Source organism: Lutimonas sp., assembly GCF_051011215.1.
In the GTDB taxonomy this organism is placed as follows: Bacteria; Bacteroidota; Bacteroidia; order Flavobacteriales; family Flavobacteriaceae; genus Lutimonas.
This window is the reverse complement of record NZ_JBPCUJ010000050.1, coordinates 18,174-38,553: the sequence shown is the minus strand read 5'-3', so window position 1 is coordinate 38,553 and position 20,380 is coordinate 18,174. Positions and strand designations below refer to the sequence as shown.

General features: G+C 38.7%; 16 protein-coding genes. 5 read left to right on the top strand and 11 right to left on the bottom strand.

Annotated elements, in window-relative coordinates:
* Positions 1 to 1,625: L,D-transpeptidase family protein (locus ACR2MV_RS05120; protein WP_434020827.1), on the top strand; the 1,625-nt coding region annotated here is incomplete at its 5' end.
* Positions 1,626 to 1,639: 14 nt separating this feature from the next.
* Here the strand turns inward: ACR2MV_RS05120 and ACR2MV_RS05115 are convergent.
* From ACR2MV_RS05115 to ACR2MV_RS05105, 3 genes are all read right to left on the bottom strand, one after another.
* The gene (locus ACR2MV_RS05115; RefSeq protein WP_434020826.1) at positions 1,640 to 2,128 is read right to left on the bottom strand and encodes a SixA phosphatase family protein; all 489 of its coding nucleotides are present in this window, start codon (positions 2,126 to 2,128) and stop codon (positions 1,640 to 1,642) included.
* A 106-nt stretch (positions 2,129 to 2,234) separates the two neighbouring features.
* Positions 2,235 to 2,882, bottom strand: a complete 648-nt coding sequence (gene pdxH / locus ACR2MV_RS05110) for a pyridoxamine 5'-phosphate oxidase (protein ID WP_434020825.1) — start codon at positions 2,880 to 2,882, stop codon at positions 2,235 to 2,237.
* A gap of 22 nt (positions 2,883 to 2,904) precedes the next feature.
* Positions 2,905 to 4,371, bottom strand: coding sequence for a sodium:solute symporter (locus ACR2MV_RS05105; protein WP_434020824.1), 1,467 nt, complete (start codon positions 4,369 to 4,371; stop codon positions 2,905 to 2,907).
* 126 nt (positions 4,372 to 4,497) lie between these two features.
* Here ACR2MV_RS05105 and recR point away from each other — a divergent pair, with 126 nt between their 5' ends.
* A complete protein-coding gene (gene recR, locus ACR2MV_RS05100) occupies positions 4,498 to 5,115 on the top strand; it encodes a recombination mediator RecR (protein ID WP_434020823.1) in 618 nt (205 codons plus the stop codon).
* A 17-nt stretch (positions 5,116 to 5,132) separates the two neighbouring features.
* Here the strand turns inward: recR and ACR2MV_RS05095 are convergent, their stop codons facing one another.
* On the bottom strand, positions 5,133 to 5,603 hold the full coding sequence (locus tag ACR2MV_RS05095; RefSeq protein ID WP_434020822.1) for a hypothetical protein: 471 nt from the start codon (positions 5,601 to 5,603) through the stop codon (positions 5,133 to 5,135).
* A gap of 83 nt (positions 5,604 to 5,686) precedes the next feature.
* Between ACR2MV_RS05095 and ACR2MV_RS05090 the strand changes: the two genes are divergently transcribed.
* The gene (locus ACR2MV_RS05090; protein ID WP_434020821.1) at positions 5,687 to 6,808 is read left to right on the top strand and encodes a glycosyltransferase family 2 protein; all 1,122 of its coding nucleotides are present in this window, start codon (positions 5,687 to 5,689) and stop codon (positions 6,806 to 6,808) included.
* A 9-nt stretch (positions 6,809 to 6,817) separates the two neighbouring features.
* Here ACR2MV_RS05090 and ACR2MV_RS05085 read toward each other — a convergent pair whose 3' ends face one another.
* A complete protein-coding gene (locus tag ACR2MV_RS05085) occupies positions 6,818 to 8,878 on the bottom strand; it encodes an acetate--CoA ligase family protein (RefSeq protein WP_434020820.1) in 2,061 nt (686 codons plus the stop codon).
* A 116-nt stretch (positions 8,879 to 8,994) separates the two neighbouring features.
* On the opposite strand from ACR2MV_RS05085, the gene ACR2MV_RS05080 reads away from it, so the two are divergent.
* Positions 8,995 to 10,209 carry a PLP-dependent aminotransferase family protein gene (locus tag ACR2MV_RS05080; RefSeq protein WP_434020819.1) on the top strand — a complete coding sequence of 405 codons (1,215 nt, stop codon included), beginning with the start codon at positions 8,995 to 8,997 and terminating at the stop codon, positions 10,207 to 10,209.
* On the opposite strand, the gene ACR2MV_RS05075 is transcribed toward ACR2MV_RS05080, so the two are convergent.
* A complete protein-coding gene (locus tag ACR2MV_RS05075) occupies positions 10,206 to 10,799 on the bottom strand; it encodes an indolepyruvate oxidoreductase subunit beta (RefSeq protein ID WP_434020818.1) in 594 nt (197 codons plus the stop codon). The two genes, ACR2MV_RS05080 and ACR2MV_RS05075, sit on opposite strands and share 4 nt — an antisense overlap.
* Positions 10,800 to 10,812: 13 nt before the next feature.
* Complete coding sequence (locus ACR2MV_RS05070) at positions 10,813 to 12,426, bottom strand: thiamine pyrophosphate-dependent enzyme (protein ID WP_434020817.1); 1,614 nt, start codon at positions 12,424 to 12,426, stop codon at positions 10,813 to 10,815.
* Positions 12,427 to 12,600: 174 nt separating this feature from the next.
* Between ACR2MV_RS05070 and ACR2MV_RS05065 the strand changes: the two genes are divergently transcribed.
* Positions 12,601 to 13,191 carry a precorrin-2 dehydrogenase/sirohydrochlorin ferrochelatase family protein gene (locus ACR2MV_RS05065; RefSeq protein WP_434020816.1) on the top strand — a complete coding sequence of 197 codons (591 nt, stop codon included), beginning with the start codon at positions 12,601 to 12,603 and terminating at the stop codon, positions 13,189 to 13,191.
* On the opposite strand, the gene ACR2MV_RS05060 is transcribed toward ACR2MV_RS05065, so the two are convergent.
* From ACR2MV_RS05060 to ACR2MV_RS05045, 4 genes are all read right to left on the bottom strand, one after another.
* Positions 13,192 to 14,616 (bottom strand): rubredoxin, encoded by a 1,425-nt coding sequence (locus tag ACR2MV_RS05060; protein ID WP_434020815.1) that lies wholly within the window; start codon positions 14,614 to 14,616, stop codon positions 13,192 to 13,194.
* A 1-nt stretch (position 14,617) separates the two neighbouring features.
* Positions 14,618 to 18,157: a molybdopterin-dependent oxidoreductase gene (locus tag ACR2MV_RS05055; protein WP_434020814.1), complete on the bottom strand. Its 3,540-nt coding sequence runs from the start codon at positions 18,155 to 18,157 to the stop codon at positions 14,618 to 14,620.
* Positions 18,158 to 18,300: 143 nt separating this feature from the next.
* Positions 18,301 to 18,972, bottom strand: a complete 672-nt coding sequence (locus tag ACR2MV_RS05050) for a response regulator (RefSeq protein WP_434020813.1) — start codon at positions 18,970 to 18,972, stop codon at positions 18,301 to 18,303.
* Positions 18,973 to 19,078: 106 nt separating this feature from the next.
* The gene (locus ACR2MV_RS05045; protein ID WP_434020812.1) at positions 19,079 to 20,347 is read right to left on the bottom strand and encodes an alginate export family protein; all 1,269 of its coding nucleotides are present in this window, start codon (positions 20,345 to 20,347) and stop codon (positions 19,079 to 19,081) included.
* Between the last annotated feature and the right edge of the window lie 33 nt (positions 20,348 to 20,380).

Below are 20,380 nucleotides of genomic sequence, written 5' to 3'. Positions count from 1 at the left end.
AATCAAAGATTTTATTTTTATTCTTCTTTACTTCTACATTTATTTTTGCACAAGAATTAACTGTAGATCAGGTACTTGAAAGCAAGATTGTTTCTGAAGAAGGGGGGAATGCCGTTTCCGTAAATGGCATAGAGTTGTTCTCTCAAGTAGAACTTCCTCAATTCTATACCAATAGAGAATTTGAACCGGCTTGGACCAATTCCAGAAATCGAAAAGACCTGATCGAGAGTTTGGAGTCTTCTTTTGATGAAGGATTGACTCCTGATGATTATCACCTTCAGATGATTAAGAATCTTACTAACAAATCTGGGAAGTCAAAGTTAAATGCCAAGGAAAAAGCAGATTTGGATTTATTAATGACCGATGCGCTGATCTTATATGCAGCGCACCTATTGGAAGGAAAGCTGGAACAATCCAATCTCAGGAAATCATGGGATGTAGAACGAAATGAAGGGCCCTCAAATCCTGATAGCTTGTTAACAGTAACCTTGCATAACAAAAGAATTAAATCGGTTTTGGAAGCGCTAAAACCGAATAATTATATGTACAATTTAATGAAGTTTCACTTGAAAAAATTAAGAAAGGAAGCTTCTGAAGGAGGATGGCCTGTGGTGAGTGAAGGGGAAACTTTAAAGCCCGGGGATTCAGCGGCGCGTATTTTGGAAATAAGAGACTATTTACTCGCTGTGGGTGATTTGAAAGTAAAGGCCAAGGAGAACCAAATGGTATTCGACACGGTAGTCGAAACGGCAGTGAAGAATTTTCAAAAGAGACATAAACTGACCAGTGATGGTGTTATAGGAAAAGGAACCATTGAACAAATGAGGGTTCCGATCGAAGACAGAATAGACATGCTTATTTTGAATTTAGAACGGTCGAGATGGGTGTTTCATGAACCTGATCCTGATTTTTTAATGGTGAATATTGCAGGATTTCATGTGAAGAGAATTACAAACCGTCAAGAGGTTTTTGATTCAAGAGTTATCGTTGGAAAATACCACAAGGAATCACCTGTTTTTAAAGGGGTGATGAAATATATTGTTATGAACCCGACGTGGACCTTACCGTACTCCATTGCAACTCATGAAACCCTGCCAAAATTAAAGAAGGATCCAGGCTATCTGGCCGCTAAACACATGGAAGTGCTTGATCGGAGCGGGGCTGTTTTAAACCCGGCAAACATCGACTGGAGCCAGTATTCCAGAGGGAATTTTCCATTCACCATACGACAGAAAGCAGGGCCGTGGAATGCTTTGGGAGAGGTCAAATTTATGTTTCCAAATAAATATGCCGTATACCTTCATGATACGCCTTCCAGAGGCTTGTTTAATCGCCAGGACAGGGCCTTCAGCCATGGTTGTATTCGAACAGAGGATAAATGGGGATTGATGATGAGTCTGATGGATGATCCAGAAGTATGGAATATGGAGAAGATTAATGAAATTTTAAAATCTGGAAAAACGACCACGATTACCTTGCCAAAACCAATTAATATTTACTTGATTTATTTGACAGCAGCTGTGGATCAAAATAATAATTTAATGTTTATGAAGGATGTCTATAAAAGGGATCCTGAAGTGATCTCGGCCATGAACAAACCTTTTCATTTTAACAAAGTTAAGTAAGAATAGTAAAGGGGTTATTTATAGTATTTAGGAAATTCTGTAAATAAGGTTTTGCCGTCTTTGATGTTTTTCCAGTGTTTGGTGTTAAACTCAATGGCAACAACGCCACAGGTCGGTACATGATCGATTTTTTTGTGACCGAATGTATTGACAAAATCACTGATGCCATGATCATGACTGAAAATAATGGCTGAATCAAACCCATTGTCCAACGCTTTGACCGTCTTTATAAGGTACCCATCGCTAAAGCTGTAAAGTGATTTACTTATTTTTAAGTTTGCCAGAGGGTAGTTAAAAGAATAACTAAAAATCATTGCAGTATGCAAGGCTCTGTTCGCGCAACTCGAGACAAACACAGAAGGTGTTTCAATTTTTTTCTGTAATTCTTTGGATATCAAATACGCATCGTTGATGCCTCTTTTTTTCAGAGGTCGGTCTATGTCTTTAATGCCATCGTATACCCAGGAGGATTTCGCATGACGCACAATGAACAGTGTTTTCATTTTATCAAGTCACAAGTTTGATTAAGCGTAAAATCAAATATAATCAAATATGAGAACGTATGTTTTCGATTTATATTTTTTTTTCAAAACAATTTCAACTCATTTTTTATGGTTGCAATCTGCTTTTTTTCCATTCAAAGGATTCTTGCAAGGTGTACAGAATTCTATCATGCATTCTGTTCGGACGACCCTGCCAGAATTCAATGGAAACTGGTTTCACAATAAAGCCTCCCCAAAAATCAGGTCTTGGAATTTCTTTGTTCTCATAGGCTTGTTCAAGTTTATATAATTTATCATCAAGCGCTTCTCTTGAGGCTATTTCCTGACTTTGATCTGAGGCCAATGCCCCAAGTTTGCTACCGTCTGGCCTCGATTCAAAATAACCATCAGATAAATTAGCAGCAATTTTTTCAGCTTGACCTTTTATGATGATTTGTCTCTCAAGACCATGCCAAAAAAAGTTGAGACATACATTTGGATTCGCCGCTATGGCTTTGCCTTTTTCACTGGTGTAATTGGTATAAAAGATAAAACCTTCCCAGGTAAATTTTTTGAGTAATACAATACGTGTTTTTGGAAAACCATCAAGTCCAAGTGTTGATACACTCATGGCATTGGCCTCTTCCAAGCCGTCAAATTCGTCCGCTTCATAAAACCACTTTTGGAATAACTCCATGGGGTTTTCCGGCAAATCTTCTCTGATCATTGGGTTGCGTTCGTAACTTTTTCTATAATTACTCAAGTCTTTTTCCATAGGTCAAAAATACATTAATTTTTTATTGGGTTTGTCGAATTCGAATAAGATAAAGCCCCAGAAAGGTGAGCAATCCATTAATGATCAAAATTTCATAACCAAACTGGTACCCGTCAAATAGTTCTATAGAATAATGGTTTAGGGCATAACTGAGTGATACGGAAGTAATGGCAACCAGCCAAACCCACTTTTCCCTGATCTTATAGTTGGTGAAAATTCCAAAAGCAAAAAGACCGAGTAAGGGTCCATAGGTATAGGATGATACTTTTAATAAACTACTGATCACATTGTCTTGAAGGATATTGCGATAGGAAATAATGATCAGGATCAATAGCATGGAAAATGAAAAATGAACCATTTTTCTAATGCGTTTCTTCTCTTTTTCTGACTTTGCCTCCAAATTGATAAAATCAATACTGAAAGAAGTTGTGAGTGATGTAAGTGCGCTATCTGCGCTTGAGTAAGCAGCGGCAATCAAACCCAGAATAAAAATAATTCCCAGTTCGATTCCCAGGTGCTGGTGCAAGGCTATTTCCGGAAAAAGTAAATCCGTTTTTGTTTTGCCATCAACAATTGGGATGTCAATTTGATATTGATGCGCATAGCTGAATAACAGGGCACCCAGAAATAGAAAGATAAGATTCACCGGGATAAGAATAAGCCCAAGAGAAATCATGTTTTTTTGAGCTTCTCTCAGGTTTTTGCAGGTCAGGTTTTTCTGCATATTATCTTGATCCAGTCCTGTCATGGCAATCGCAATAAACATCCCTCCTAAAAAAGATTTTAACCAGAATTTAGAATCTTTAAAACTGTCGCTAAAAAATATCTTGCTCTGTTCTTTAAAACTGTCAGTGGCGGTGAACTCGGTCAACGTCATGGGAAATTTGTTCAAAATCAGGACTATCGAAACAAGGACCGCAGTAATCATTAAAAATGTCTGCAAGGTGTCTGTCCAGACGATGGTTTTGATCCCAGCCCGGTAGGTATATAACCAAATAAATACAACCGATAGAATCACAGTTACTTCAAAGGGTACGTTCCAGGCGTCAAGTATAAAATACTGTAAGACAGAGGCCACTAGAAACAAGCGAAAAGATGCTATTAAAATGCGGGATAATAAAAAGAAAAAAGCCCCGATCTTATGACTTTTTGGCCCAAATCGAGCTAAGAGGTATTCATAAATAGAGGTGAGGTTCATTTTGTAATAAAGGGGCAGCAAAACAGTAGCTATCACCAGATATCCGAAAAAATATCCAAGTACTATTTGCATATAGCTGAATTGGGTACTGCCCACCCATCCCGGGACCGAAATAAAAGTAACACCTGAAAGAGAGGCGCCAATCATTCCAAAAGCCACCACATACCACGGAGAATTTCTATTGGCCTTAAAAAATACTTCGTTGCTGTCGTCTTTCGCCGTAAGGTAGGTGATCCCAATTAACACAGCAAAGTAGAGCAGAACGATACTCAAAAGTAAAAATGGCGACATAGATAATTATTGTAAAACAAAAATAATTGATTTCAAGTTGAGTCTGAATTAAATGACAGGATTAAATCATCTTTTTTTGCAACTTGTTTTTCTGTTATAAATTTTTAAAAGCATTACATTTGCCTCATGGAATTTTCATCGAAACTTTTAGAGAATGCGGTTAATGAAATGGCGCAATTACCAGGTATAGGAAGGCGTACAGCTCTTCGGTTGGTATTGCATCTTTTAAAGCAGCCAAAAGAGCAGACCCAGTATTTAACATCCGCACTTCAAAGTTTTAGGGATGACATCAAGTTGTGCAAGCAATGTCATAATATTTCCGATGTGGAACTCTGCGAAATCTGTACCAATGCAAGGAGAGATCCTGAAGTGATTTGTGTTGTTGAAGATATCAGAGATGTGATGGCGATTGAAAACACCTCTCAGTTTAAAGGTTTATACCATGTGTTAGGTGGAAAAATTTCGCCAATCGAAGGAGTTGGCCCTCATAATCTTACCATTGAAAACCTGGTGGAAAAAGTAGCGAATGGGGAAATAAAAGAGGTTATTCTGGCATTGAGTTCCACGATGGAGGGGGATACAACGAATTTCTATATCTATAGGCAATTGCAAAAATTCGAAGTCAATTTAACAACCATTGCTCGTGGTATTTCAGTGGGAGATGAAATCGAATATGCAGATGAAGTAACATTGGGAAGAAGTATTTTAAACAGGGTTCCTTTTCAGCAAGGCCTGAAGCAATAACTTTTTCTGAAGCAAATTTAGAATGCTTCTAATTCTCTGTAATAATCATATTGCAGGTCTTCATGCAAAAGGGCCGTTTTCTTTTTACATTCAGCAATCAATCTAAAATAAATAGTTTCCACTTTTCTGTTTCTGTGGATTGATGGACTGAAGTCTTTTAATTTTTGGCAAAAATAGATGAGCAATTCTAGCTCAGTTTCTTTGTTTTGGGAATAACGTATATATTTTTTTGTGTGATTTAAGATAGTGCGAATACTTTTTTTTACGAAATAAGGACTTTTTCGATTTACATTTTCAAATTTTTCATCAATTTCCTCTTTCACACTCTCAATATACATAGCCTCATCTGATGATTCAAAAAGCAGGTAGGTCAGCAACTCCTTGTTTTCTTTTTTAAATCGAGAAAGACGCAAACATAATTCTAATATCTCTTTAGGAGACCTCTCCTGAAGTTCCAGTTTTAGTTCCCTTACTGTAGCTGATTTCATACACTTATCAATATATAGACAAATATAAAGCTATGTCTTGACTAAATGGTAAATTGTCATATTTTTGCCAAAAATTGATTCTTTTGATTAGAATTTCAGTCATCATCGTAAATTATAATGCCCGTTTTTTCTTAGAAAACTGCCTTTGCAGTGTTTTGAGTTCAGAGGTGGCAGATCTGATTGAAATTATTGTCGTGGACAATGCTTCCAATGATGATAGTTGCTCCATGATAAGCAATTCTTTTCCCGATATTCAATTGATAAGAAATGCTGAAAATGTGGGATTTGCGAAGGCAAATAACCAGGCTGTTAAAATGGCACAAGGAGATTATATACTTATTTTGAATCCGGACACCATGTTAGCTGAAACCACTCTTTCTGATATGTTGGCTTTTGCTGAAGGGCAAGAGAATTTTGGCGCTGCAGGACTCCGTTTTATCGACGGAACCGGAAGTTATCTGCCAGAAAGCAAGCGTAATTTTCCGAACTTGATGGTCGCAGGTGCGAAATTACTCGGTTATTCAAACTCTTATTATGCCAATCATCTGGATCATAAAGCTGTAGGGCCGGTTGAGATATTAACAGGGGCTTTTATGTTTGTCAGGAAAGAAGTCTACAATACCATCGGAGGTTTTGATGAAGATTTTTTTATGTATGGTGAGGATATTGATTTGAGCTACAGGATTTTAAGAGCAGGGTATCAAAACTTTTATATAGGTACAAGTAGTGTACTACATTTTAAAGGTGAAAGTACTGTGAAAGACAAGTTTTATGTAGAAAATTTTTATGGGGCACTGCGGATTTTTTACAAGAAACATTTTTCGAATAGGGCAGGTCTGTATATGCTCGTGGATGTTTTGATCAAGACCATGATCTCTTTGAAATCGCTTTCGGGTAGCCAAAAAGCTAGTAGAAAGGAAGGTGTAAAAGCCTGGGCATATATGGGTAAGGATGCCAAGGTTTATGAACGTTTGAAAGGTTTGTTTGTGTCAATTCCATCTGTTTCAGTGACACATATGGAAGCAACTGGTTCAGAAGGTCAGGTGGTACTATTTGATTCAAAGACCTTGAAATATGCTGAAATTATAGAAGCCATGGCAAGGCCTGATTTAAGTGAGGTAAGAAAGAGAATTATAAGCCAGAATCAGGAGTTTTACATAGGTAGTGACGCGTCAAATGAACAAGGTGAAGCAGTCACCTTTTAAGACGAAAACTTATTTTTTTATACGAATTCTAGCATCTACTGCAATTATATCGTTTGCTGAAATCATCAATGGATTGATGTCAAGTTCGACAATTTGAGGAGTATGAATTAATAAGTTGGAGACTTTTTCAATGGTTTGATAGAAAGCTTCAAGGTGGCATCCGGGTTCACCACGGATCCCTTTTAGTATCGTATTTATTCTTAAACCATCCACCATGTTTTTTGCTTCGTTTCTGTCGATTGGGACAAGCCCGGTACGAATGTCATTAAGGGCCTCAATGTAGATTCCACCGGCACCACATAAGACCAGAGGAGGAAATCCTGCTTCTTTTTTCGCTCCGATAAACACCTCTTTTCCTGAAATCATTTCTTGAATCAGCACGGCTTTAACTCCTTTTTGCTTCATAAGATTTCTAAAATTGTGTGTCAATTCCGTAATGTTCAATACACTTGTAATAACCCCTTGCTGATCACTTTTGTGCAAAGGACCGACTACTTTCTGTACCACCGGGTAGGTGAATGATCTGGCTGCCGTCAGTAAATCTGATTCTGTTTTAACAAGTACCTGTTTAGCCATTTTTATGCTTGCCGCAGTGAGCAATTCATATACCTGAGAAGGGTTTAAAAAACCATCTGAAAAGGAATCAATGAGGGCTTTTATTTTTGCTTCACCTTTGTTCATTGACTGGATAGATACTGCGGATGCGAGACCGGAATTTAGTATTTTGCTGAGACAGGTTCCAAACTGATATTCATCGTTAAAAGCGCAATTTCCTTTGGCCAAAAAGTCCTGAATTTCATTGCGAACATTCACAACAGATGGGAGGATGGCGTAAATAGGCTTTTTACTTGTGCTGCTTTTTTTGTGAATGACATCAAATGCCTCTGTAACACTTCCCAAACCGGGGCTTCCAAAAATTACAATCATGCCATCGATGTCATCGATATTGTTTTCGACATAGCTAATAACATCCTCAAGTTGTGTTGCATTGCCGGTAGCAAGGATGTCAACCGGATTTTTAGCCGAGGCTCCCGGATATAGCAATTGCCGTATGTTATCGCTATGCTCGTCATTCAGGTCCGGAATGCAAATGCCTTTTGCACTCAACGTATCTGTTAGGATCACTGCGGGTCCTCCGGCATGGGTGATAATGGCAAAGTTCCTGGGTTTCTTATCTGTGATTTGCAATAAAGCGGCACAGGTGACCAATTCATGTCTGCTATGGCATCTGATGATTCCGGCTTTTTGAAAAAGGGCTGTGATAAAAATATCCGAATTGATCATGGCTCCTGTATGTGAGGAGGCAGCGGACTTTCCTTTTTCAGTGATGCCTGACTTTAACGCAAGTATCGAACAGCCTTTGCGCTTTAATGAAATACTGTGTTTTAATAATTTTTCAGGATTTTGAACACCTTCTATGTAGAGCATTTTTACAGTACTGCTTTTACCTTTGATAAAAGATTCATCCATATGCTGGAGTACTTCTTCAACCCCTATCTGAGCGCTGTTGCCTACGGTGAAAAGACTAGAGAATGATAATCCTAGTTGATTCGCAGCTTCGATGGTAAATACAGCAGTGGCTCCTGAAGCCGATATAAAATCTACACCATTTTTCGTAATTCTTGGGATTGGTTTTGTGAATATGCCAGCGTAATTTTCATTGATCATTCCTATATTATTGGGTCCCAACAAACTTGCTCCTGCATGCGTAATTAGTTGTGTGATTTTATTTTGAAGTTTGAGGCCTTCCTCATTGAGCTCTGCAAAACCAGCGGCAAAAATTATAAAGGCTTTTGTTTCTTTATTGTTCACTAATTGTTCCACAACTTCGAGAATGTCAAATGCCGGGATGGCTATAATGGCAAGGTCTATGTCTGGAAGGGCAGATACCTCATGAAGACAAATAATATCCTGGACAGTATCTTTTTTTGGATTTACAACAAATAATTCTCCTTTGAATTCCTGGTCGATAAGGTTTTTAAGCACACTTCCTCCAATACTTTCGGTATTATCTGACCCTCCAATTACAGCAATACTTTCCGGATTGATTAGTTTGGGGTGCAGCATCATCTATTCATATTGAACTGTAAAATAAGTCAAAAAAAACGATGAATAAGATGACATTTATCAAGTCAATTGGCTTTTAAATTTGCGAACTTTGAGTTGGTATTCTAAGTTCAGGGCCTATGTATGTATTTTCAAGAGCAGTAAATTCTTTGCATTCGGAAGACATAAAACTATTGATGAAGCAATCTTCAAAGAAAGGCCTCATCTCATTTGCTGCGGGTATGCCAAATAATGATCTCTTTCCAGTAAGGGAAATTGATGAAATTTTTGCAAACTTAGATCATGAGACTAAAAAACGCTGCTTTCAATATGGACCCACCAGTGGGTATCCTCCCTTAATTAAGTCCTTGGAAACAATGATGAAGGCCAAAGGGATGGCTATGAATTCTAACAAGTTACTGATTACAACAGGGTCGTTACAAGCTATCAGTATTATCACGCAGGAATTTATCAATGAAGGGGATCTGATATTTGCTGAATGTCCTTGCTTTGTTGGTGCATTATCGGTTTTTGAGACCTATGGCGCAGAGATCAAGGGAATTCCCATTGATGCTGAAGGTATCGATATAGCAGCGTTAACTATGGAGCTGCAACGGTGTAAGAAGCGTCCTAAATTTTTGTATATCACTCCTAATTTTCACAATCCGGCAGGAATTATTTACAGCGAAAAACGTCGCAAACAATTATTGGAAATACTATCCGGAACAGGAATTATTCTTATTGAAGATGATGCCTATGGTGATCTTTATTTTGAAGAAAAAGATGCTTATCTGACTAAACCATTGAAAACATATAAAGGGTATGATGTTGATATCATTTATACGGGTTCATTTTCAAAAATACTGGGTCCTGGCTTCAGATTAGGGTATATGATTTCTTCTGAAGAAATATTTGAAAAAGCAGAAACGATTAAACAGGCCTTAGATGCCTGTACTTCGAATTTTATGCAAATTCTCGCGAATGAATTTATTTCAGGTGGTTATTTACAACCCTACCTTTGTTTGTTGCGAAAGGAATATGCGCAAAGATATGACCTCCTTGCTGCCAGTTTAGAAAAGTACCTTCCTGCTGAAGTAACATGGATACCACCCAAGGGAGGGTTTTATGTATGGCTGGAGTTGCCATCATCTATAAAGGCAACGGATCTGTTTGCAGATTGTTTGGCCAGAGGTGTTGTCTTTGTGACGGGTCGCACTTTTGATCCAGAAAGTACCAAAGACAATCGTTTGAGATTATCGTTTTCCAATATGCCAAAAGAGGCCATTGAAGAAGGTGTTGTTCTCTTGACGTCCGTGATAGAAAACCATTTAAAAAATAGTACCTTGCTTACTTAGTACACGAATTCTACAAAATCTTTTGCTTTTTTTTGCCCTGCTTTAAAAGCTTCGATATTCTTTGTGATTATTTTTTCACTTTTTTCTCTAAAGAAATAGCGAATGGCCTGCATAAAGAAATCTTCAGGAATTGGCAGTTGACCCGATGCAGCTCCCAATAAGATCATATTGCACATTTTGGAATTCCCTAATTCCTTGGCACAGTTTTTTGCACTAATAATAATGTGGTTGCAGTGCGTTTTTATTTGTTTGTATAAATCGTGCTTTTCAGGGTAATTGACAATGTTTTCAAAGGTGCTGGAATCAGTAATGATCCATCCATATTTTTTTAAATAAGGCATATGCCTCAGGAGCTCCATTGGCTCTGCTGAAACGATTAGATCTGCTTCACCTTCAGGAATAAGATCAGAATAGATTTGTTTATCAGAGATGCGCAGATGGCATTGAACGGCGCCACCTCGCTGACTCATGCCGTGAACTTCCGATTGTTTTACAAAAAGATTGTGTTTTAATGCTGCAATGTCAATGATTGAGGCCAGAGTAAGGATCCCTTGTCCACCGACTCCGGATAGGATAATATTAGACTTCATGAATGGGGGTTTATTAGTTTAAAGTGGCTATTTTTTCTTTGATCTGTTGTTTGCTGTCCCTGCTCAGCCTTACGCAGGGCCTTTCCGATATGACAACAGAAACACCTTTGTATTTAATTTCATTGCGGAGAACTTGAAGGTTTTGTTTAAAGTTCTTCTTCAGGGGTACTATAACTTTTAGATGCTCTGGAGGTACGCCAATTCCAAGGCAGATATTTCTAAGCCTACCTGTAGCCAAAGAGGGTTGGGCTCCTGTCATGGCAACAGTCGAGTTATCTGAAATAATCACTGTGATAGGTGATTTTTCATTAACCGCTTCTAACAAGCCGGTCATGCCCGAATGTGTAAAAGTCGAATCACCAATAACAGCAATCGCATTTTCTATACCTGCGTCGGCTGCTCCTTTTGCCATGGTTATCGAGGCGCCCATGTCGATCAGGGTGTTTATGGTGTTTAATGGAGCAATTGCTCCTAATGCATAGCAACCAATATCCCCAAATACTTTTTTCTGTCCAATTTCAGGCAAAATTTCCTGAATAACATTAAAAAGGTCCGTGTGTCCGCAGCCTTCACATAATTGTGGAGCTCTTCCAACAACAAGATCAGAGACGGCGGCAGGTTCTTTTCTGTACAATCCTATCGCTCTGGCCACATTATTTGGTGTTAACTCACCAGTTAAAGGCAGGTCTCCGCTCATTTTTCCGATTACTTTTGAAGAGGTAGTAAAATAATCTGAAAGTAGTTCTTCTACCAGAGGATATCCTTCTTCAACGACGAGAACTTCATCGCAATCTTCAAATAGTTTTTTTACTTTTTTCTTGGGTATCGGATATTGAGAGATTTTTAAAAGCGAAAAGTACTCGAGATCTTCAGACAGGTTCTCCATCACATAATTGTAGCCTATTCCACAGGCGATAATACCCAAAGATCGATCTTTGTGCTGGCCCAACTTGTTAAAAGGTGATTTTTCAGAAGCTTTGATCAGCATATCTTTTTTGTCTACCAATCGATCGTATTGTTTTCTGGCATTCGATGGAATAAGTGCAAAACGATCTGTGTTTATAGGTAACTGTATCCCATTCTGTGCACGACGTTCCTTAAAGATAACGCCGGATCTTGAATGAGAAAGGCGGGTAACCATCCTGATTAAAACAGGTAGTTGTGTTTCTTCGGATAAATCAAAAGCATAATGCATCATGTTATAGGCTTCCTGCTGATTTGACGGTTCCAAAATGGGTACTTTAGCAAACTTTCCGTAATATCGAGAATCCTGTTCATTTTGAGAGGAATGCATAGAAGGGTCATCTGCAACAACGACTACCAGTCCGCCATTTATTCCTGATACAGCCATATTCATAAAAACATCAGAAGCGACATTTAAGCCAACATGCTTCATAACGGTCAAGGATCTCTTTCCGCTGTAGGACATGCCTAAAGCTGCTTCCATTGCGGTCTTTTCATTAACGGACCAGGACGTGTGAATACCCAGTTCTTTCGAAATTTTTGATTTTTGAATGTATTCAGTGATCTCCGTGGAAGGTGTGCCAGGGTAGGCATAAACTCCAGATATCCCGGCATCTATGGCCCCTTGTGCCAAGGCTTCATTTCCAAGAACTAAATTTTTCATGCACGTTCAGATTCAAATGTTCAGAAAGTAAAAGTAATTGCTAGACTTGGAAACTTTTATGATTTTCATCATACTATCTCAGGAACAGTAAATAAAATTGAAAAAGATTCACCAAGCATTTCATAAAATCAATTATTTTTGAACTATTATTCATAATTCTTAAAGCAAATAAATTTGGAAAAAAACGAGTTGTATCCTGTGTTTTTGAAAGTGGCAAGTTTGGAAGTATTGATTGTTGGGGGAGGAAATGTAGGTCTTGAAAAATTGACTTTCTTGTTAAAATCAAGTCCTTCTGCAAATGTTACGATTGTTTCAAAGATGTTTATTCCGGAAGTTCTTGAGCTAGCCAAAGGGCATCATGTCAGCATCATTGAGGATGCCTATAACAGCAGTTATCTGTCAGCAAAGCAGATCGTGATAGCCACAACGGACGATCTGGATGTGAACATTCAGGTATATAACGATTGTAAAAAAGAGAATATCCTGGTGAATTTGGCCGACAACCCACCTTACTGTGATTTTTATATGGGAGGAATCGTTACCAAAGGAAATGTAAAAATTGCAATTTCTACGAATGGAAAATCACCGACTGCGGCCAAAAGACTACGTCAGTTTTTTGAAGAGATTTTACCTGAGAATATGAATGAGCTGGTCGAAAATCTCAATGCCTATAGAAAGACGATCAAGGGAGATTTTGAAGAAAAAGTGTCGAAGCTCAATGAGCTGACCAAGGAAATGATTAAGATAAAAAAAACGAATTCTTAATTAAATAGTGGCAATTTCAAATGTCTTCTTCGCGGAAGCACAGATGGAGCATTCATACGTATCCGGTAGATCTTCAAAGCTTGTTCCTGCGGCGATTTCATTAAAAGAATCGCCATATTCCGGATCATAGACGGTTAAGCAACTGGTACATTGGTGTACTTGTTTTTTTTCAGGATTTTCATCCTTGTCTGGCAACTGATTCTCGCTGTCCTGTTCCCCTAATTGTTCGAAGTATAGTTTACTCAATTCCATCAATAAGCCAGGAAGTTCAATCTGATCAACATCTTGCGCATAGACCAGGTATTTTTGACTGTTCGGATCAAATCTTTCACCGTATAAAACATTGTAAGTGGGTCTGATATGATATTGTTTTATCAGATCCGGTACATTATTTTTTTCAATGACAATAGAAGTAAAGTATATTTTTCTGGAGGCTCTTGTGGTTATTGCAAACGTGAGACCATAGGTGCTAATATCGTTTTGATCAAAATTCATAACGATGAATTTTTTCAAGGCCAGTGCTTCTTTGTCCGCAACCGGTAAGTGCCAATTTAATTCCAATAAAGAGTGCCTGACATTTATTCCTGACTTCCCTAAGAACTTTTCCAATAGTAATTTACTCTCCGTAGGGATCCCTTTCACGATAAATGATTTCCAGGGAGTGATGCAAATCTTCCCGATGCGGTTATCAAGACAAAATTCACAAAAATCTTCGAGAAAACTGAGGTAATATTTGTTATTCCTCCAATACAGACCTAACCAATATTGTTTGATACCCATTTTGTTCATGCCTTCATAATAAGGGAATGGTTTATAGGGAACCAATAGCTCTTTTTCAATGGTCCTGTTATTTCCCTGAAAGATATCATTGACCAATAAAAACAATTCCTCCACATCTTCGGCGTCACGCCAGGTTTGTTCCAGAACCTGTGCTATTTTGGAGATATCCCAGCTGTAAATTAATACCGGGTAATAAACCGGGGCGTCCCAATGTGAAAGGTTGAGGTGCAGGTACCAATAATCCTCATGTGGTGAGGCGATGAAATTTAATTCGCCACTAAAAAGCGGGGTCAGCCCTTGTTCAGGGTCCGTAATATTTATTTTTAATCTGGGTTGATGTTTAAAACTTTCAAGAATGTATAAATAGGTAGATCCATTGAGCCAGGTGGTAGATGGAAAAATGTCTGCAGAAACATAAGAGCATACGATGTTTTGCACACTTGGATCTATCACTTTGTTGAAATTTTCAATCTCTGATTTTTGATGATCATTTATAACCTCGCTATGCTCGGGAAGGATAATGTCCTGTCTGGACCCGAAATGAAGCGCATCTAAACCAAGACTTCTCGCTTCCTGAATAATTTGTTTCAATTCACTTGGAGAAAGAATGCCTCCTTTGACGAATATTCTTTTTAATTCACTCATGCTATGATACGGTTAAAGCGTTTGATGAAATAGTTTGATTTAAGATGTCTTTTACTTCTGGTTTGCAACTTCCACATCCCATTCCGGCTCCGGTCATTTTGCACAATTCAGAAAAATCCGAACACCCTTCAAGAACCGTTTCTTCCAAATTACCCTGGCCGATTTGACTACAGGAGCAGACCAGTTTTCCTTTCACTGGAACGGAAGCCTCATTTGATCTTAATATCTGATCTCTTTTATCGCCTAGTTCAATTTTGTCTTCAATAAGCGTTTTGTATTCCGCAAATTCATTTTTGTCACCTATGAGAACAGCTCCAATAAGTCTGTCATTGTGGATGATACACTTTTTATAATACCTTTTATTCAAATCTGTAAAAACAATTTCTTCATAAGTATTGTCGTTTTTCGGAATATTGACAGTACCTATACTGCAAAGGTCAAGATCTTCAAACTTCAGTATGTTCATGAGCACGGATCCGTGATAGATACTGCTTTGATCTCCCAGTAAATATTTGACGGCAATATCGGCTTGCTGTTCGGCCGCGGAGGTAATTCCGTAGAGAAAGTTATTGTATTCTGCAATTTCTCCCAAGGCAAATATGGAAGGGTCATTGGTTTGCATATGCTGATTTACAATGGCCCCTCTGCGACAATCTATTTTGGCACTTTTGGCAATTTCAACATTTGGAATGGTTCCAATGGCATATACAATGGCATTGCTATAAATGATCTTACCGGTTTTTAGGGTTACTTCCAAGGAGTTTGGATTGTCGTTTTGAAAGACGGTGCTTACTTCGTTGTCAAAGTAGATTTGAATCCCTCGTTCCTGTACATCCTCGGCAAGAATTCTACTTGCCACCAGGTCCAATTGACGCTCCATAAGTCGCGATGCTCTTTGGACGATGGTAATCTGTATGTTCTTCTTGTTAAGTGTGGCAGCAAGTTCCAAACCTAACAATCCTCCACCTACGATCACCACATGTTGGTCCGAAGGTTTTAGCCGGGTGTTGTCGAGGTGGCTTTTCAGTCGTTCAGCGTCCATTCTGCTGCGTAGGGTAAATCTTCCCGGTAAATCCAGTTGCGCATTTACAGGAACAAAGGCCCTGCTCCCCATAGCCATGATCAGCACATCATAGGTATGTTCGTTTCCAAGGCTATCAGTAATTACTTTATGTTCCTTGTCTACATGGTTTACAGATATATTAGGGTAAAGACTGAGTTTGAGCTTGTCAATTTCACCTTTTTTAAATTTTTTAAGTGCTTCCCAGGATAACTCGTCACTTACGTATTCCGGTAATAAAACGCGGTTGTAAAAAGGTTCTGCCTCTTTGGAGAAAATAACAATTTCATCTACTTCATTCGCCTCTCTGTACGATTGTACAAATCGATAAGCTGCAGCCCCGGCGCCAATGACACAAATTTTCTGAACCGGTTTTTCAAACTTGCTGACCTCCACAGCACTGTATTTGAAATCAGGTTCTTTAGAAACAGGATCTACAAGATTGTTTGTTAAGTTGTTGGCCCTTCCAAAATCATTATTAAGGATCTTGCCCCAATGCATGGGCATAAAGACGACACCTTTTCTGATCTCATAACTAAGTTGAACGGTAACACGTACTTCACCTCTTTTACTTTTGATAATAACGACATCTCCTTCTTTTATTTTTCTCTCATAGGCATCCACGCTATTCATTTCTAAATAGGGTTTGGGAATATGTGTACCCAGTTTATTGACTTTTCCCGTTCTGGTTCTTGTATGCCATTGATCTCTGACTCTTCCTGTGGTAAGCACTAATGGGTATGCTACGGATGTTTTTTCAGATTTGTTTAAGATCTGTTTGGGGAGGTTGAATTGTGCTCTTCCATTAGGCGTGTAAAACTTACGGTCCTCAAATAGTCGTGGAGTTCCCGGATGTTCTTTTGCGGGCACCGGCCATTGCTTGCTGCCTTCTTCTTTAAGCCTGTTATAGTCAAGGCCGGAAATATCAATATTGGTATTTTTTGTGAGCCGGGTATGCTCCTCAAAGATTTCACTTGAATTTTCATAGTTGAATCCTTCGAAGCCCATTTCCTGAGCGAAACGCGTAAAAATTTCAGCATCCGGAAGTGCTTCTCCAGGAGGATCGATGCCCTTTTCCAGATAACTCACCCTTCTTTCGGAATTCGTCATCACACCTTCCTTTTCCAACCATCCCGCTGCCGGAAGTAACAGGTCCGCATATTTACTGGTTTCGGAATCATGCGATATGTCCTGTACAACCACAAATTTTGCCTTCTCAAGAGCTGCTTCTATTTTTTTTGAATCAGGAAGACTCACTACAGGATTGGTACATACAATCCAAATGGCCTTTAGTTTTCCTTCATTCAGTGCGTCAAACATTTCGGTCGCCGTCAGTCCAGGTTCCTTTTGAATCGGTTTACTTCCCCAATAGTCTTCCACTTCTTTTCTGTGAGCATCATTGGAAAGATCTTTATGCGCCGCCAAGAGGTTTGCCATACCTCCAACTTCGCGACCTCCCATGGCATTGGGTTGACCCGTTAAGGAAAATGGTCCGGCTCCCGGCCTTCCAATCTGCCCTGTTAATAGAGAGATATTCAGAAGCGATACATTTTTATCCACACCAATCACACTTTGATTCAGCCCCATGGTCCACATGCTTATAAAATTCATTGAATGACCGATCATCTGAGCGGCTTTTTTAATTTCATTCACGGTGATGCCACAGATCCTGGCCGCTTGATGCAATGAGGTTTTAAAAACGAGTTCTTTTAATTCGTAAAAGTTGTCCGTATGATTCTTAATGAATCGCTTGTCAATTTTGTTTTTTTCGATCAGGCGTTTGGCAATGGCGTTGTACAAGACCACATCAGTTCCTGGGATAATTTGTAAATGTAGATCAGCCATGGCAGTGGTTGCTGTTTTTCTCGGGTCTACTGCTATGATTTTTACTTTTGGATTGTCCTCCTTGTGTTTCTCCAGCCTCCTGAAGAGAATGGGGTGACACCAGGCTGGATTAGCGCCAGCAATCATAAAACAATCTGCCAGTTCAATATCTTCGTAAGAGATTGGTACAGCGTCTGCCCCAATCGTTTTTTTATAGCCTACCACGGCAGAGCTCATGCACAACCTTGAATTTGTATCAATATTGTTAGTACCAATAAAACCTTTTGCAAGCTTATTAATGATATAGTATTCTTCTGTGAGACATTGTCCTGACACATAAAAACCAACACTGTCTGGTCCGTATTTTGAGACCAGAGATTTGAAGATAGCTGCGGCTCTTTTCAGAGCTTCATCCCAGGTAACGCGCTGCATGGGGTGGTTTCTGTTCCAACGCATTTCAGGATATAGTATTCTTTCCGAAGTGTTTTGAACCACATAATTTAGATTCATCCCCTTTGAACATAGCATCCCCTTGTTCACCGGATGGTCGGGGTCTCCCTGTACAGAAAGTTTGTCTTTGCTGTCTTTGTGTACGATGATACCGCAGCCAACTCCGCAATAAGAGCAAGTTGTTTTATAAGACGTTTTACGAGCCATAATAGAATGAATTTAACTAGCAGCTAAATTACATAATTACGTATAAATACTTAGAAATTATAATTTAAAAATAGGCGGGTAATTTTTGCATATCCCTATTTAATCAGGCTTATTTTGATAAAGCCCTAAAATGACTGTTTGATCTAAGAATTCAATCCAAATTCAGCAGCCTTGGCAGATAATTCAATCAGATTCTTAACATTCATTTTCTTCATCAGATTAAATCGATGGGTTTCAACAGTTCTTTTGCTGTTCTGTAAAATAGTTGAAATTTCAGAATTGGTCTTGCCTGTTAAAATAAGTTTTAATATTTGTTTCTCCTTTTTGGTCAGGCCAAATGGGTCTGCTTTTGGCGAAGGGTTCTTGGGTGTTTTTGGACTGTCAGAATTTTGCAACAAGTTAGAAACGATAATGTTTGAGATATCTCCGCTAAAATATTTTTCCCCTGAATGAACGGTGTGTATGGCTTTGATAAATTCTTTTTTGTCGGTGTCTTTGAGGAGGTAACCAAAAGCGCCGGCTTTTATCGATTGTAATATATATTCTTCAGAATCGTGCATGGATAGTACGATTGATTTAGAACTGCCTCCTTTCTCCTGAATTTTTTGAACAGCATCAATACCATTTAGTTCCGGCATTCTAACATCGATTATCAGAATATCAGGTTGTAGTTCTTCTACAATTGTGATGGCTTCATACCCGTTTGAGCCTTCCGCAATCACGTTCAGGTCTTTTTCTTCTTCCAATAAAGATTTGATGCCGTTTCTTACGAGCATATGATCGTCTACCAGAGCGATTGTAATTTGCTTGTTCACATTTTGAAAATTAACAATTGAGGTTCAAATGTACGTATTTTTACCTTGTTTTTACAAAAAGAATAATCCCATGCAAGTACACTGAATTGCATGGGATTTAAAAGAATTAATTTAAAATTTTGGGTTTTAAAACCAGCATGACCCAGGCCCAATTCTGAGTGCTTGCTGCCAGGTCTTTATCCAAACCTTTTAATTCATACATTCCGTCGCTGGCAAACATATGTGAGTAACCTCCTTTAATAAGAAAGCCTTTGAATTTATGGGTATACACCAAATCCAATTCTGTACCCAGAGATTTTTCACCACTTGGCAGTGCTTGTTCTCCTGAGAAATTAAGCAGTTTGACAAAGAGGCTTGATTTTTCATTGAATGTGAAATTTGCACCGATATGCAGGTCGACCAATCCGATGGAGTTGGCATGATTGCCTACATAAAAATAGTCCATGAATCCATTGAATTTGTGGTTGGTTCCATACAATGGGAAAAATGCTCCGGTTTCTCCTTCACCTGCATCATTTCCACTGATCATTTCGGCACCAAGACCTAAGCCGATTTTTTCGGTAACTTTAAATGAAAGGTCTAAACTGGCCAGATAGGCACCTTTAATTTTAATGGCTCCCTGGCGTTCACCTGTTTGTAGAAATAGGTTGGAATTTGCGCCAAACTTCCCTTTCTTCCAATTCAGATGAGTACCAAATGTTTGAAGGTTGCTGATGCCGTCTTGTGTCACTCCGTCTTCCGCGAAATTCTGAAACCCATTATTTAGTAATAATAGGCTCCCGGAGAAGGAGTTCCATGTTTTTTTAAGATATCCGTATAGCATGGTTTTGTAAGAGAAGAATCCCGTTGTATTATACGTATTTCCCACAGACTGAAAACCAGAAATATTATCATAATCCTGATTATAGGCAAATCCCAGGTCTAATAAGAAATCATCCTTTTTATGTTTGATCAGGATGGCATCGTGATTTCTTCCCTGTTGAGCCCAGTCAAGTCCACCCATGATCCGCTGATCGTCGTAAGACAATACCTGTCTACCAATTTTCGTGTTCCAGGTTTCGTTAAAATCAAACTTGGCCCACACTTGAAATACGGCAAATGAATTGTTTAGATCTTTGGGTAAAATCTGACGATTTTCTCCCCAAACAAGGACATCCTGTATGCTCATATAGAATTGATACTTGTCTTTTTTATACCCGAAGTTCAGGCGTGCCCGTGTAGAGATTCCATAGCCCGGTTCTGCATCCTTTGCTATAAGGGTTCCATAACCGTGTCTGTATTCTGTTCTTGGTCTGAATTCACCATCGATCGTGAATTGGGCCATTGTTTTAATACTAATAAATAGCAGTAGTAAAAGAGTTAATTTTGTTTTCATAAGAATTGTTTTTTTTGATTTAATTGTCTAAGC